Below are 13276 nucleotides of genomic sequence, written 5' to 3'. Positions count from 1 at the left end.
TCCACCGCTCGGGGTGGAGCGGGCCGTCGCTGCGCCCTCGCCTCAGACCTTGGCGGGGACGCTGTGCAGACGCGCCTCGATATCGGCATAGACCGCCGGATCGTCCTGCAAGGCGATCGGGACGAGATGCTCGCCGCCATTGATGCGGCCGATGGTGAAAGCCGCAGCCGTCCGCCCCTCGCCGCCATCCGGCAGGCGATAGCGCGCATCGGCGACCAGCACCGGAGTGAAGCCGTCATCGCCCTCCTGTGCGGCTGCCTCGACCAGTTCGCGCGGCAGCGTTACCGCGGCGTTGAGGCGCGTGCCGTCGCCGGGCTCGATCCGCTCGGCGGGCACGACCTGCTCCGCAGGCGGGTGCATCAGCAGCCGCTCGATCTCCGAAGGAACGGCCGCGCTGTCGCCCAGCATGAACGCGCCGATACGGACATCCTCCGCAGGGAGCGCGCCCGCATTGGCAACGGTCAGCTCGAACTCGACCATCGCGCCACGGCGGCTCATCCCGGCGCGGGTGGGGCGCATTGCGAGCTCGAGCACCGGGCGGCGGCCCTGCGGCTTCGCGCCGCCCAGCACCGCATCGATATCCGCGGCATCCGGCGCGACCAGCTCGGCATTCTCCAGCGCGGGCTGCGGCGTCGCGGGGATCACCTCCGGTTCGTGGCGCGGCGCGACGAAGATCGGCGCAGCGGCCACCGGGTCGGCGACGCGCGGCGTGGAAGCCGGCTCGCTCTGTGCGACAAGCGGTTCGGGTTGATAGGCCTCGTAAGCAAGATCTTCGTCCCGGCGGCGCGGGCGCAGCAGCAGGAAGGCGGCGATCGCAGCCAGGCCCAGACCAACGGCTGCAAGGATCAGCCGGAGACTGCCGCCCCCATCGCTGGCGGGCTGCGGAGCCTCAGCCACAGTCTCGGCGGGCAGCGGCGCGGTTTCCACAGGCGGAGGAGCGACCTCAACAGGCGGCGGAGTCACCGGCGCTGCCGCAACAGGCGCCACCGGTTCCGCCGCGGGCCGCACCGGCGCCCCCGCCCGGGGGGCGGGCCGTGCAGCGCGCTGCTGTTGCCGTGCCTCGGCGCGTGCAGCCTGACGGGCGGCGGCGCGCTCGCGCTCCTCCTGCTCGACCTGGGCAAGCGCGCTGGGCGCGACCGGCGTGCGGGACTCGCCCTGCGCGGCAGGCGCGGGAGCCGCAGGAGCCGGCGCCTGCTGGCTGGGCACCAGCACGGTCGGCGGGGTCACCGCCTCCTGCGCCATTGCAGTTGTGGGAAGGGCAACGGCCGCAAGCAGCACGGCGATCGCCCGGCTATGCGCATGACGCGCTTGATTGCTGTATCGGGTCATAACGGGGGTTCAATGAATGGAACCCGCAATTCGCCGCGTCACCGCCTCACAATTGCGGCGAGCCGTTGACTGACAAGGGTCAAATGAAACCCGTTCCGACCCCAAAACAAAAACGGGAGCGGCGTGCCACCGCTCCCGTTTCACTTGTCACTTCACCTGAATACGCGATCAGGGAACCGTAACGGTCTTGAACTCGATGCCCTTCAACTCCGGAAGTTCCTGAAGCTGTGGGGTAACGACCTTCAGGTCACCCACCACCACCAGCGTCAACTTGTCGATCGGGAAGTTCTTCGCCGCTTCGCTGATCTGCGCCGGAGTCACCGCGAGCGCGGCGGGGACGTATTTGTCCATCCAGTCACGCGGCAGCCCGAGCGAATCCCGCGTCGCCAGCGAGTTGACCAGCGCCCCCGGGGTCGAGTTCTGGATCACGAACAGGCCCGCCATATACTGGCGCATGCCGGCCGCTTCCTCATCACCCGGCGGGGTCGCCTGCAGCGTGCGGATCTCGTGGAACACTTCCTTGAGCGCCGGGCCGGTCACCGCGGTCGTCACGTCCGCATTGAACGTCCACACCGCGTTGGTCGGGTAAAAGGCCAGGCTCGATCCCGGCGAATAGGTATAGCCTTTCGCCTCGCGGATATTGCGCGTGATGCGCGAGCTGAACGCCCCGCCCAGCAACGCGTTCGACACCCGCATCGGGATGTCGCCCTGGCTCCCCGCATTCGGCGCAGGATAGGCGATGCTGAAGGTCGACTGCGGCGCGCCCGGCCGGTCGATCAGCAGCACCTGCGGACCCGGCTTGGGGCTCGGCGGCAGCGACAGCCGCTCCGGACCTGCGGCCCAGCCGCCGAATGCCTTCTCGACCGCCGCTTTCACCGCCGCCGCGTCGAACTTGCCGGCGATATAGAGGTGCGAGCGCTTCGCCCCGAAGTTGGCGGCGTGCCACGCCTTGAGCTGCGCAGTGGTGTACGCCCCGAATTGCTGCGGCGTCGGCAGCACCCGGCCATAGGGGTGATCGGTGCCGTAATAGGCGCGATCGAGCGCCGCATCGGCGAGCGTCCCCGGCTGGCTCAGCGCCACCGCCAGGCGTCGGTTCCAGTTCGCCTTGACCCGTGCCAGCTCGCTATCGGGATAGCCCGGCTTCTGCGCGACATCGGCGACCAGCGCGATCGCGTCCCCGGCCCGCTCCGACAGCACGTTGAGCGTCACCGACGAGCTTTCGAGCGTCGAGTTGGTGGCGAGCCCACCGCCCATCTCGGCGGCCTTCTGCGCGATCTGTGCGCCGGTCATCCCGGCGGCGCCTTCCTTCATCATGTCCACCGCCAGCAGCGCCAGCCAGGTATTCTCACCCTCGTTGAGCGACCCGGCAGAGGTCTGGAGCGACACCACCACCTTGGGCGCGACGCCATAGGGGACCAACGTCACCTTCATTCCGTTGGCCAGCGTCAGCGTCTCCGACGCCGGAACCTTGAACGCCTTGGGCGCCGGGATCGGCGGCGGAGTGGTCGGAAGCTCCTGCGCGGCGAGCGGGCCGGCGAGCAGCGTTGCAGCCATCAGGCTTGCGATCATGCGGCACATCTTACTTGGCTCCCGCGGGCTTGGGCGCAGCGGCGGGCGCCGCGCCGGGGTCGATCGCGTAGATCGAGCGGTTGGTGGAACGCAGATACTCCTGCGCGGTCTTCTGGATCAGCGCCGGCGTCACCTTGGCGAAGCCGTCCTCGATCGAATTGACCTTCTTCGGGTCGTTGTCGAACAGCGCATACACCGCGAGCAGGTCGATCAGACCGATCCGCCCGGTGCCGTCGATCGTCGAATAGAGCGACGAGCGCATCTTGGTCCGCGCCCGCGCCAGCTCCTCGGCGGAGACCGGCTTGGTGCGCAGATTCTCGATCACGCTGTCCACCGCCGCCTTGATCTCGTCGCGGCTGCGATTGGCGTCATGCGTGAAGTTGAAGCTCCACAGCATCGGCCCCTGATAGTTGAACATGGTGCCCAGCGGGAAGTTGATCCCCCCGCCCACTTCGCCGGCGATGCCGGTCTCGGCCACCAGCTTGCGATAGAGACGGCTGTCCTGCCCCTTGACCAGCATCTGGTCGATCAGGCCCATCGCATACCATTCGGGCGTGCCGCGCGCGGGGACATGATAGCCCGCCGCCCAGCCCGGCTTGGGCGCGAGGCGATCCACGCGACTCTTGAACTTCTCGGCGGTCTGGCGCGGCTCGCTGATGTCGGGCAGCTTGACTGGCGCCGACTTGGCCATCCAGCCGAAATATTTGTCGACCATCGCGCGGGTCGCCGCATAGTCGATGTCGCCCGCGACGACGAGCACGGCGTTGCTCGGCTTGTAGAAGGCGTCGTGGAACTGGGTGGCATCGGCCACCGTCGCCGCCTCGATCTCCTTGAGGTCGCCGTAGAAATTGTGGCTGTTGTACCAGTTGGTGTTGGCCAGCATCGGCAGATCGATCCACGGCCAGGTGCTGTACGGCTGGTTGAGGACGTTGACCTTCACCTCGTTGCCGACGACGCCCTGCTGGTTCTTCAGCACCTCGTCGTTGATCACCGGGCTCGCCATGCGATCGGCCTCGAGCCACAGCATCCGCTCAAGCGCGTTCGATGGCACCACCTCGAAGTAGTTGGTGAAGTCGAACCGGGTCGATCCGTTGAGGATGCCGCCCGCATTGCTGATCGTGCTGATGTGCACACCCTTGGGCGCGTTCTTCGATCCCTGGAACAGCAGATGCTCGAACAGATGCGCGAAGCCGGTACGCTCGCGCGGCTCGATCCGGAAACCGATGCCGTAATAGACGCCGACCGTGACGGTGGGCGAGATCGTGTCCTTGGCCAGCACCACGCGGAGGCCATTGGGCAGCGTGTAATATTGCATGTCGACCGACAGCTTCTGCGGCGCCTGAGCCGCTGCGGGCGCCGCCGCCAGGCCAAGCGGCAACGCCGCCCCGGCCAGCGCAAGCGCCGCCACCCATCGCTTCATCTTCATGAGAACCCCCTGACTGATACCGTGTGTTACGATATCAGCACAGCACGTCACGTAAAGGGGCTAGATACCCCCTTTGACGACCTCGTAGCCCGCTGCCGAAAGCCGCGCGCCCAGCTCGGTAGCGCACGCATCGACCAGCGCGGGATCGGTCGCGCGGACGACGAAATTGGCCCCCGTCCGGCCTTCGCGGAAAAAGGGATAGCTGCCGATCGCGACGCCCTCGAACGCCCGCTCGGTATCGCCGAGCAGCCCGGCGATCTCGCTCTCCGCCGCCCAGCTGCCGATCGTCGCGCTCACCACCGGACGGCCACCCTCGAGGGTGCCGGTCAGCGCGTCGAGCATCCCTGCGGTAATGTGCGGCACCCCGGCAAGGATGAAGAGGTTGCCAACACGGATGCCCGGCGCCCCCGACATCCGGTTCGGGATCAGGTCGGCACCCTCGGGCACGCGCGCCATGCGCAACCGCGCCTCGGTCAGCCCGCCGCGCGTCTCGTAATAGCGCTCCATCAGCGCGCGGGCTTCGGGATGGACCACCACCGGCACGCCCAGCGCGACCGCGATCGCATCGACGGTGATGTCGTCATGCGTCGGCCCGATCCCGCCGGTGGTAAAGCAATAGTCGTATCCGGTGCGGATCGCGTTCACCGCCTCGACGATGCGGGCCTCCACATCGGGCACCACGCGCACCTCGGCGAGCTGGATGCCCTGCACGTTGAGCCAGATCGCGATCTGCGCGACATTCTTGTCCTGCGTGCGGCCCGAGAGAATCTCGTCGCCGATCACCACAAGTCCCGCAGTCCAGATACGCTCGCTCATGGCGGTGGCATAGACGGATGCAGCCGCCCCGCCTAGCGTCACCGTCATGCTTTCAACGCTCGCCGCGCTCGCTCTCGCCGCCACCGCCAGCTGCCAGACCGAGCTGGTCGTGCTCGGCACCTCGCAGGATGCCGGCACGCCCCAGATCGGCCGCAACGCCGACCCCGCCTGGCGCGATCCGAAGCTGCGCGCCTGGGCCGCCTCACTCGCCCTGATCGACCATGACCGCGGCCGCCGCTACCTGTTCGACGCGACGCCGAACCTGACCGACCAGCTCCACTGGCTCGACATGCATCACCCGAAGCGGACCCCCGGTATCGGCATCGACGGCATCTTCCTGACGCACGCGCATATGGGTCATTATACGGGCCTGATGTTCCTAGGCCGCGAAGCCGCCAACACGCGCGGCGTGCCGGTCTATGCGATGCCGCGCATGGCCGGTTTCCTTAAGGGCAACAGCCCGTGGAGCCAACTCGTCGCACTCGACAATATCGCGCTCCGCCCCCTCGCCGCCGGCACGGCGACACAGCTGCCCGGCGGCATCTCGGTGACGCCCTATCTGGTGCCTCATCGCGACGAGTTCTCCGAAACCGTCGGCTTCGTCATCAGGGGAGCCGGGCGCAGCGCGCTCTACCTACCCGACCTCGACAGCTGGGAAAAATGGGACAAGCGGCTTGAGGACGTGCTGGCGGAGGTGGACGTCGCCTATGTCGACGGCACCTTCTTCGACGACAATGAGCTGGGCGATCCGGCCCGGATGAAGAGCGTGCCGCATCCGCGCGTCGCCGACACCGCCGCGCGTCTTGCTCGGCTCGGCTCCGCCCCGACCTCGCCGCCAAGGTCCGCTTCATCCATCTGAACCACAGCAATCCCGCCCGCTTCGCCGGTTCGAAGCAGCGCCGCGCGATCGAGCGCGACGGCCTTGGCTTCGCGCGGACGGGGGAGCGCTACTGCCTCTCGCAACCAGGCGCCAAAACGCCTATATCGCGCCGATGACCGAATATGTTGCCGTAACCGAAGACACGAATTTCGCCCGCGACGGGTCGATCAAGCTCTATGGTCCCGACGGGTTCGCAGGGATGCGCGCCGCCGGTCGTCTCGCCGCCGACATCCTCGACGCGCTGGTGCCGCATGTCGTGCCCGGCGTGACGACGGAGGAGCTGGACGACATCGTCCGCAAGATGACGATCGACGGCGGCGCGGTGCCCGCGACGCTCGGCTATCGCGGCTACACGCATAGCTGCTGCATCAGCATCAACCATGTCGTCTGCCACGGCATCCCAAGCCCCAAGACGCTCAAGGACGGCGACATCGTCAATATCGACGTGACGCCCTTGCTCGACGGCTGGCACGGCGACACCAGCCGCATGTACCTGGTCGGCGACGTGCCGCTCAAGGCGAAGCGCCTGGTCGACGTCACCTATGAGTGCCTGATGATCGGCATCGAGATGGCCAAGCCCGGCAACACGATGGGCGATATCGGCCACGCCATCCAGAAATATGCCGAGAAGCACCGCTACGGCGTGGTCCGCGATTTCTGCGGCCATGGCCTTGGCCGCGTCTTCCACGACGCGCCCGAAGTGGTCCATGTCGGCCGCCCCGGCACCGGCCCGGAACTGCGCCCCGGCATGTTCTTCACGATCGAACCGATGATCAACATCGGCCGTCCCGACGTGAAGCTGCTCGACGACGGCTGGACGGCCGTGACGCGCGATCGCTCGCTCTCGGCGCAGTTCGAACATTCGATCGGCATCACCGAGGATGGGTGCGAGATCTTCACGCAGAGCCAGCGCGGCCTGCACCAGCCGCCGTATCTCTGATGGCTGAGGGCAAGTTCGAGCGGCACCGCCAGCCCTGGCGCACCGACGAGGTGCAGAAGCTGCACACGCTCGCCAAGAAGGGCATGGCGCTGAAGGCGATCGCCAAGGCGCTGACCCGCAGCGAGGAATCGGTCAAGGACCGCGCCAAGGCCGACGGCCTGTCGATCGCGAAGCTGCGCTAGGCCGCCTTCCTCCCACACACACATCCGTCACCCCGGCCTTGTGCCGGGGTCCACGGTGCCGCAAGCATTGAACCAGAGGCTCACCGCCACCGCTCGCCTCCCGGTGGATCCCGGCACAAGGCCGGGATGACGAAGGAAGCGACGTGACCACCCAACCAGCCACCTACGACGCGATCATCCTCGGCGCGGGCGCCGCCGGCCTGATGTGCGCCCTCACCGCCGGTCAGCACGGCCGCCGGGTGCTGCTGATCGATCATGCCGATCAGGTCGGGAAGAAGATCCTGATCTCCGGCGGCGGGCGGTGCAATTTCACCAATCTCGGCATCGCGCCCGACCGCTATCTCTCGGCCAACCCGCATTTCGCCAAGTCGGCGCTGCGCCGCTACACCCAGCATGACTTCATCGCCTTGGTCGATCGCTACGGCATCGCCTGGCACGAAAAGACCTTGGGCCAGCTCTTCTGCGACGGCAGCGCAAGGCAGATCGTCGCGATGCTGCTCGCCGAATGCGAGGCGGGCGGGGTCGAGATCGCGCTTGGCCATGCGGTCCGCGACGTCAGCCATGCGGATGGCCAATACCGCGTGGCGGTCGGCGACCGCGAAGCCTCTGCGCCCGCCCTCGTCATCGCCACCGGCGGACCCTCGATCCCCAAGATGGGCGCCACCGGCTTCGCCTATGATCTCGCGCGCAAATTCGGCCTCAAAGTGGTCGAACCCCGCCCCGCGCTCGTCCCGCTGACGCTCGGCGGGGACGAAGTGCTGTTCCGCGAACTCTCCGGCGTCGCGGCCCCGGTCGAGGCGCGCGCGGGCAAGGCGAAGTTCCGCGAGGCCGCCCTGTTCACCCATCGCGGCCTGTCCGGCCCGGCGATCCTCCAGATCAGCTCCTACTGGCGCCATGGCGAGCCGGTCGAGATCGACTTCCTGCCCGGTCACGGCACGGGCTGGCTCACCGACGCCAAACGCGCCCATCCGCGCTCGACGTTGCGCAAACTACTTGGCGACGCGCTCCCAAATCGACTGGCGGATACGCTCGCCGACCAGTTGGCGCTCGATACTGAACTGGCCAATACCGCCGACAAGAAGCTGGCCGAGGCCGAACGCCGCCTTGCCGCATGGCGCTTCCATCCCAACGGGACCGAGGGCTACGCCAAGGCCGAAGTGACGATCGGCGGCATCAGCACCGCCGGCCTGTCATCCCAGACGATGGAAGCGCGCGACGTCCCCGGCCTCTATGCGATCGGCGAAGGGGTCGACGTCACCGGCTGGCTCGGCGGCTATAATTTCCAATGGGCCTGGGCCAGCGGCTGGGCGGCGGGGCAGGCGATCTGACCCGCCAGCTGCGCATCATTTCTGCGTAGCAATCCAGTCGTCGACCTTCTTCTCCAGCACCGGCATCGGCAGCGCACCGGTGTCCAGCACCACGGCGTGGAAGGCGCGGGGGTCGAACTTGGGGCCTAGTGCTGATTTCGCCTTCGCCTTCGCCTTGAGGATGGTGAGTTGGCCGATCTTGTAGGCCAGCGCCTGCCCCGGCATCGCGATATAGCGCTCGACCTCGGCGATCGCGTCGGTCCTGGGCATCGGCGAGTTGGCGAGCATGTAATCGATCGCCTGCTCGCGGCTCCAGTTCTTGGCGTGGAGGCCGCTATCGACCACCAGCCGCATCGCGCGCAGCATCTCATCCGAAAGGCCGCCCATCCGCTGGTACGGCTCAACCGCGACGTCCAACTCCTTGTACAGCGTCTCGGCGTACAGCGCCCAGCCCTCGACAAAGGCGGTATTGCCGCCGAAGCGCATGAAGGCGGGGAGCTTGTCATTCTCCTGCGCCAGGCTGATCTGGAAGTGATGCCCCGGCACGGCTTCGTGCAGGTACAAAGTCTCCATGCCCCAGGTGTAGCGCACCGGCAGGTCGTGGGTGTTGTAGAAGAACACGCCGGGCCGCGACCCGTCGGGCGTGCCCTGGACATAGCTGCCCGCCGCATCGCCCTCGGCGCGGTAATCGGGCACCGGGCGGATCTCGAGCGGGGTCTTGGGGATCAGCGAGAATTGCTCGCGCACGCGCAGGTCCACGCGCTTGCCAATCGCCTCATAGCCCTCACGCAGCGCATCGGCACTCTTGGGCTGGAAGCGCGTGTCGGTGCGCAGGAAGGTGAAAAACTCCGGCAGCGTGCCGGTGAAACCGACCGCCTTCTTCTGCGCCTCCATCTCGGTGAGGATACGCTTGACCTCGGACAGGCCGAGGTTGTGGACATAGTCCGCGGTCAGCGGCAGCGTCGTGTTGCTCTCGATCGCATAATTGTACACTGCCGCGCCGCCAGGCAGCGCCGAGGTGCCGACGCTGTCGCGCGCGGCAGGCAGATACGCGTTGGCCAGGAAGTCGCGCATCTTCTTGTGCGCCGGAATGATCACGTCCCTGATCTGCGCCGCATAGGCCGCGCGCAGCCGCGCCTGGTCGGCCTCGCTCACGCCGTCGGGGAACTTCTTGACCGGCGCGTAGAAGACCGACTCCTCGACGCCCTGCGCAATCAGCTTGTCGAATTGTCCAATCATGTTGCGCACGACCAGCTTGGGCTGGACGATCTTGCGCTTCATCCCTTCGCGGAACAGCCCGATCACGCGATCATAGGTCGCGGCATATTCGGCATTGCGCTTCAGATTATTGTCATAGTCGACAACGGTCTTGAACGGCGCCGCCCCCTGCCCCGACGCGAAGTCCGGGTAGAAGGTCTGAAAGCCGGTGAAGTGATCGATCGGCAGATATTTGCTCACGCCCATGATCGCGGGCGCGAAGCCCTTGAGGCCACGTTCCTGATCGGCCTTGAAGACGTCGTAAGCGATCTTGTTGACCGGGCTCAGCTTCGTCCGGTCGATGCCCTTGAGTGCTGCCAGATCCGCCTCGGTCGCAGCCTTCTCCGCCGCGGTGTAGGCATCGGTATAATAGTTGCCGAGCCGGTCGGCATAGCGCAGGTCGCCACGGAAGATCGCCATCAGCGGCTGACGCTTGAGCATCGCCTCGTCGCTGGCGTGGAACAGCGCCGTCAGCTTCGCATCCTCGGCGCTCACGCCCGGCTGCGCGGCCGGCGCCTGCTGTGCGAGCGCGGGAGCGGAAATGGCGGCGCTTCCGGCAAGCAGGCCGGCGAGCATCAGGCGGGAAAAGCGCATAGGTAGGAAACCTCTGAACAGGTGTGATAGCGAACCGCTACACCCGCCTCCCGCGTGCGGCAAGACTGCCCCGCAATCGCGCAGAATTCCAAGACATCTGCCCAATTGTTAGGCAGTCATTAACGCGCGCGCGCCGCTGCGACGCGGAATCCCTTGGGGGAGACCCGCAGGGGATTCTGGCACGCCTCGTGCAACCCGCGCGACAAGGGGCGTTTCGCTTGATCCTTGTCTCTGCCTTCGCCAAGCATCGGCGCGGGACCAGGCAAAATCGGGGCGAACCCCGCTTGAAACGAAGGAATGACAGGCCGTGAAAAAGATCGAAGCCATCATCAAGCCGTTCAAGCTGGATGAGGTGAAGGAAGCACTGCACGAGGTAGGGGTTTCTGGAATCACCGTGACCGAAGCCAAGGGTTTCGGGCGCCAGAAGGGGCACACCGAACTGTATCGCGGCGCCGAATATGTCGTCGACTTCCTGCCCAAGGTGAAGCTGGAGGTCGTGGTCGAGGACGCGCTGACCGACCGGGTGGTCGAGGCGATCGCCACCGCGGCGCAGACCGGCCGGATCGGCGACGGCAAGATCTTCGTCACCGCAATCGAAACCGCATTGCGCATCCGCACCGGGGAGCGCGACGACAACGCGATCTGATCGGGCCATCAGGCTGGCGCGATCCAGTTGATCATACGAATTTGACGCAGCGCAAAAATTTCACGAGACATCGCTGCAACGCAACATGATTCTCCGGCAACCGCCGGTTCCGACAAGCGAGAGAAAGGGCTTGGTTCCAATGGCTAACACCGCCGCCGACATTCTGCAGATGGTCAAGGATCAGGAGATCGAGTGGATCGACCTGCGGTTCACCGACCCCAAGGGCAAGTGGCAGCACCTCACCATGGTGGCGAGCATCCTGGGCGAGGACGAGCTGACCGACGGCCTGATGTTCGACGGTTCGTCGATCGAGGGCTGGAAGGCGATCAACGAGTCCGACATGATCCTGAAGCCGGATCTGGACGCCGTCTGGACCGATCCGTTCAGCGCAACCCCGATGCTGATCCTGGTCTGCGACATCGTCGAGCCCTCGACCGGTGAACTCTATGCCCGCGACCCGCGTTCGACCGCCAAGCGTTCGGAGGCCTATCTCCAGTCGCTCGGCATCGGCGACACCGTCTATGTCGGCCCCGAAGCCGAGTTCTTCATGTTCGACGACGTCCGCTTCGAGAACACCTATTCCTCGAGCTATTACCAGCTCGACGATATCGAACTGCCGGGCAACTCGTCCAAGCAGTATGAGAGCGGCAATATGGGCCACCGCCCGCGCGCCAAGGGCGGTTACTTCCCCGTCGCGCCGGTCGACAGCGCCGTCGACATCCGCGGCGAGATGGTCTCGACCATGCTCGAAATGGGCCTGCCCTGCGACAAGCACCACCATGAGGTTGCCGCCGCGCAGCATGAGCTGGGCCTGACCTTCGGCACGCTGGTCCAGACCGCCGACCGCATGCAGATCTACAAATATGTCGTGCACCAGGTCGCGCATGCCTATGGCAAGACCGCGACCTTCATGCCCAAGCCGATCAAGGAAGATAACGGCTCGGGCATGCACACCCACATCTCGATCTGGGATCAGGGCAAGCCGCTGTTCGCGGGCAATGGCTATGCCGGCCTCAGCGAAATGTGCCTCTACTTCATCGGTGGCGTGATCAAGCACGCCAAGGCGCTCAACGCCTTCACCAACCCGTCGACCAACAGCTACAAGCGCCTGGTCCCGGGCTATGAGGCACCCGTGCTGCTCGCCTATTCGTCGCGCAACCGTTCGGCATCGTGCCGCATCCCGTACGGCGCGGGCAGCAAGGCGAAGCGCGTCGAGTTCCGCTTCCCCGACGCGCTGGCCAACCCGTATCTCTGCTATGCGGCGCTGCTGATGGCCGGCCTGGACGGCATCCAGAACAAGATCCATCCGGGCGACCCGATGGACAAGAACCTGTACGACCTGCCGCCCGAAGAGCTGGCCGAAGTGCCGACCGTATGCGGTTCGCTCCGCGAGGCGCTCGACAGCCTCGAAGCCGATATGGACTTCCTGCTCAAGGGCGACGTCTTCTCGAAGGACCAGATCGAGGCCTATGTCGAGATCAAGCGTGCCGATGTCGCGCGCTGGGAAATGACCCCCAGCCCGGTCGAGTTCGACATGTACTATTCGTCGTAAGACGAAGCCGTTCCCAAGCGCCGCCTCCGACGGGACGCGGCGCCGGACAGCGAGACGCCCGGACCTAACGGTCCGGGCGTTTTCGTTTGCGCGCTCACGCGCGTTGGCGGACCCGACGATCCGGGCGTCTTCGCGTCAGTTGTTCAGCCGCCGCAAGCCGCACCAGCCGAGCATTCCGCCGCGCGCCGCCGCCTCCAGCGCCGCACGGTCCGCGCCGTCGCGCGCCAGGATCGACATGCCGGTCTGAACGCTCAGCAGGAACGCCGCAGCACCCGCGACGTCGAAACCAGCGGGCAATTCCCCATCGGCAACCGCGCGCATCAGCCGCTCGCCAATCTCGTCGAGGCTGGCGCGGCGGCGCGCGCGCAGCTCGCGGTGCACCGGATCGTTTTCGCCATCCTCATGCTGCGCACCCAGGACGATCAGGCAACCGCGCGGATCGCCCGGCGTCGAATAGGATCGCGCCGTCGCGTGCAGGAATCCCTCGATCGCCGCATCGATCGCCGGGGTATCGCGCAACGTCCGCCAGATCTCGATGCCGTGATGCTCGGAATAATGCGCCACCGCTTCACGAAACAGCGCATCCTTGCTGCCGAACGCGGCGTAGAGGCTAGGCGCGTTGATGCCCATCGCCGCGGTCAGTTCGGCGAGCGAGGTGCCCTCATAGGTCTTGCGCCAGAACAACCGCATCGCCTGTTCGAGCGCGGCATCGCGGTCGAACCCGCGCGGCCGGCCGCGCTCCGCTCGCGCATTCTCCGTCATGCCGCCTCCTTTCTGT

General features: G+C 66.5%; 12 protein-coding genes. 6 read left to right on the top strand and 6 right to left on the bottom strand.

Going from position 1 to position 13276, the window contains the following annotated elements:
• Window positions 1-42: 42 nt before the first annotated feature.
• From AC07TU_RS06295 to AC07TU_RS06280, 4 genes are all read right to left on the bottom strand, one after another.
• Window positions 43-1278 carry a hypothetical protein gene (locus AC07TU_RS06295; protein WP_495187070.1) on the bottom strand — a complete coding sequence of 412 codons (1236 nt, stop codon included), beginning with the start codon at window positions 1276-1278 and terminating at the stop codon, window positions 43-45.
• A gap of 219 nt (window positions 1279-1497) precedes the next feature.
• On the bottom strand, window positions 1498-2898 hold the full coding sequence (locus AC07TU_RS06290) for a M16 family metallopeptidase (protein WP_495187069.1): 1401 nt from the start codon (window positions 2896-2898) through the stop codon (window positions 1498-1500).
• A 10-nt stretch (window positions 2899-2908) separates the two neighbouring features.
• The gene (locus tag AC07TU_RS06285; RefSeq protein ID WP_495187068.1) at window positions 2909-4324 is read right to left on the bottom strand and encodes a M16 family metallopeptidase; all 1416 of its coding nucleotides are present in this window, start codon (window positions 4322-4324) and stop codon (window positions 2909-2911) included.
• 60 nt (window positions 4325-4384) lie between these two features.
• Window positions 4385-5140: a competence/damage-inducible protein A gene (locus AC07TU_RS06280; RefSeq protein WP_495187067.1), complete on the bottom strand. Its 756-nt coding sequence runs from the start codon at window positions 5138-5140 to the stop codon at window positions 4385-4387.
• A 46-nt stretch (window positions 5141-5186) separates the two neighbouring features.
• On the opposite strand from AC07TU_RS06280, the gene AC07TU_RS06275 reads away from it, so the two are divergent.
• The 4 genes from AC07TU_RS06275 (at window position 5187) to AC07TU_RS06260 (ending at window position 8470) form a co-directional block, all read left to right on the top strand.
• Entirely contained in the window at window positions 5187-5999 is an 813-nt protein-coding gene (locus tag AC07TU_RS06275) for an MBL fold metallo-hydrolase (RefSeq protein WP_495187066.1), read from the top strand.
• 133 nt (window positions 6000-6132) lie between these two features.
• Window positions 6133-6960, top strand: a complete 828-nt coding sequence (gene map, locus AC07TU_RS06270; RefSeq protein ID WP_495187065.1) for a type I methionyl aminopeptidase — start codon at window positions 6133-6135, stop codon at window positions 6958-6960.
• Window positions 6960-7142 (top strand): hypothetical protein, encoded by a 183-nt coding sequence (locus AC07TU_RS06265; RefSeq protein WP_066576812.1) that lies wholly within the window; start codon window positions 6960-6962, stop codon window positions 7140-7142. Before map ends, AC07TU_RS06265 begins: the two co-directional genes overlap by 1 nt.
• Before the next feature lie 143 nt (window positions 7143-7285).
• Window positions 7286-8470 carry a BaiN/RdsA family NAD(P)/FAD-dependent oxidoreductase gene (locus tag AC07TU_RS06260; protein ID WP_495187064.1) on the top strand — a complete coding sequence of 395 codons (1185 nt, stop codon included), beginning with the start codon at window positions 7286-7288 and terminating at the stop codon, window positions 8468-8470.
• Window positions 8471-8485: 15 nt separating this feature from the next.
• Here the strand turns inward: AC07TU_RS06260 and AC07TU_RS06255 are convergent, their stop codons facing one another.
• Window positions 8486-10300 (bottom strand): DUF885 domain-containing protein, encoded by a 1815-nt coding sequence (locus AC07TU_RS06255; protein ID WP_495187063.1) that lies wholly within the window; start codon window positions 10298-10300, stop codon window positions 8486-8488.
• 307 nt (window positions 10301-10607) lie between these two features.
• Between AC07TU_RS06255 and AC07TU_RS06250 the strand changes: the two genes are divergently transcribed.
• Window positions 10608-10946 (top strand): P-II family nitrogen regulator, encoded by a 339-nt coding sequence (locus AC07TU_RS06250; RefSeq protein ID WP_495161501.1) that lies wholly within the window; start codon window positions 10608-10610, stop codon window positions 10944-10946.
• 139 nt (window positions 10947-11085) lie between these two features.
• A complete protein-coding gene (glnA, locus tag AC07TU_RS06245) occupies window positions 11086-12498 on the top strand; it encodes a type I glutamate--ammonia ligase (RefSeq protein ID WP_495187062.1) in 1413 nt (470 codons plus the stop codon).
• Between the two features lie 135 nt (window positions 12499-12633).
• On the opposite strand, the gene AC07TU_RS06240 is transcribed toward glnA, so the two are convergent.
• The gene (locus AC07TU_RS06240; protein ID WP_495187061.1) at window positions 12634-13260 is read right to left on the bottom strand and encodes a TetR/AcrR family transcriptional regulator; all 627 of its coding nucleotides are present in this window, start codon (window positions 13258-13260) and stop codon (window positions 12634-12636) included.
• Window positions 13261-13276 lie beyond the last annotated feature (16 nt).

The organism is Sphingomonas sp. GW821-FHT03E12 (assembly GCF_059420685.1).
Note: the sequence above shows the minus strand (reverse complement) of the source record. Positions and strands in the feature narration are given on the sequence as shown.

Coding starts and splice junctions, on each gene's coding strand:
- AC07TU_RS06280 (WP_495187067.1), bottom strand. CDS start 5,140: ATGAGCGAGCGTATCTGGACTGCGGGACTTGTGGTGATCGGCGACGAG.
- AC07TU_RS06290 (WP_495187069.1), bottom strand. CDS start 2,898: ATGATCGCAAGCCTGATGGCTGCAACGCTGCTCGCCGGCCCGCTCGCC.
- AC07TU_RS06285 (WP_495187068.1), bottom strand. CDS start 4,324: ATGAAGATGAAGCGATGGGTGGCGGCGCTTGCGCTGGCCGGGGCGGCG.
- map (WP_495187065.1), top strand. CDS start 6,133: ATGACCGAATATGTTGCCGTAACCGAAGACACGAATTTCGCCCGCGAC.
- AC07TU_RS06240 (WP_495187061.1), bottom strand. CDS start 13,260: ATGACGGAGAATGCGCGAGCGGAGCGCGGCCGGCCGCGCGGGTTCGAC.
- AC07TU_RS06255 (WP_495187063.1), bottom strand. CDS start 10,300: ATGCGCTTTTCCCGCCTGATGCTCGCCGGCCTGCTTGCCGGAAGCGCC.
- AC07TU_RS06275 (WP_495187066.1), top strand. CDS start 5,187: ATGCTTTCAACGCTCGCCGCGCTCGCTCTCGCCGCCACCGCCAGCTGC.
- glnA (WP_495187062.1), top strand. CDS start 11,086: ATGGCTAACACCGCCGCCGACATTCTGCAGATGGTCAAGGATCAGGAG.
- AC07TU_RS06265 (WP_066576812.1), top strand. CDS start 6,960: ATGGCTGAGGGCAAGTTCGAGCGGCACCGCCAGCCCTGGCGCACCGAC.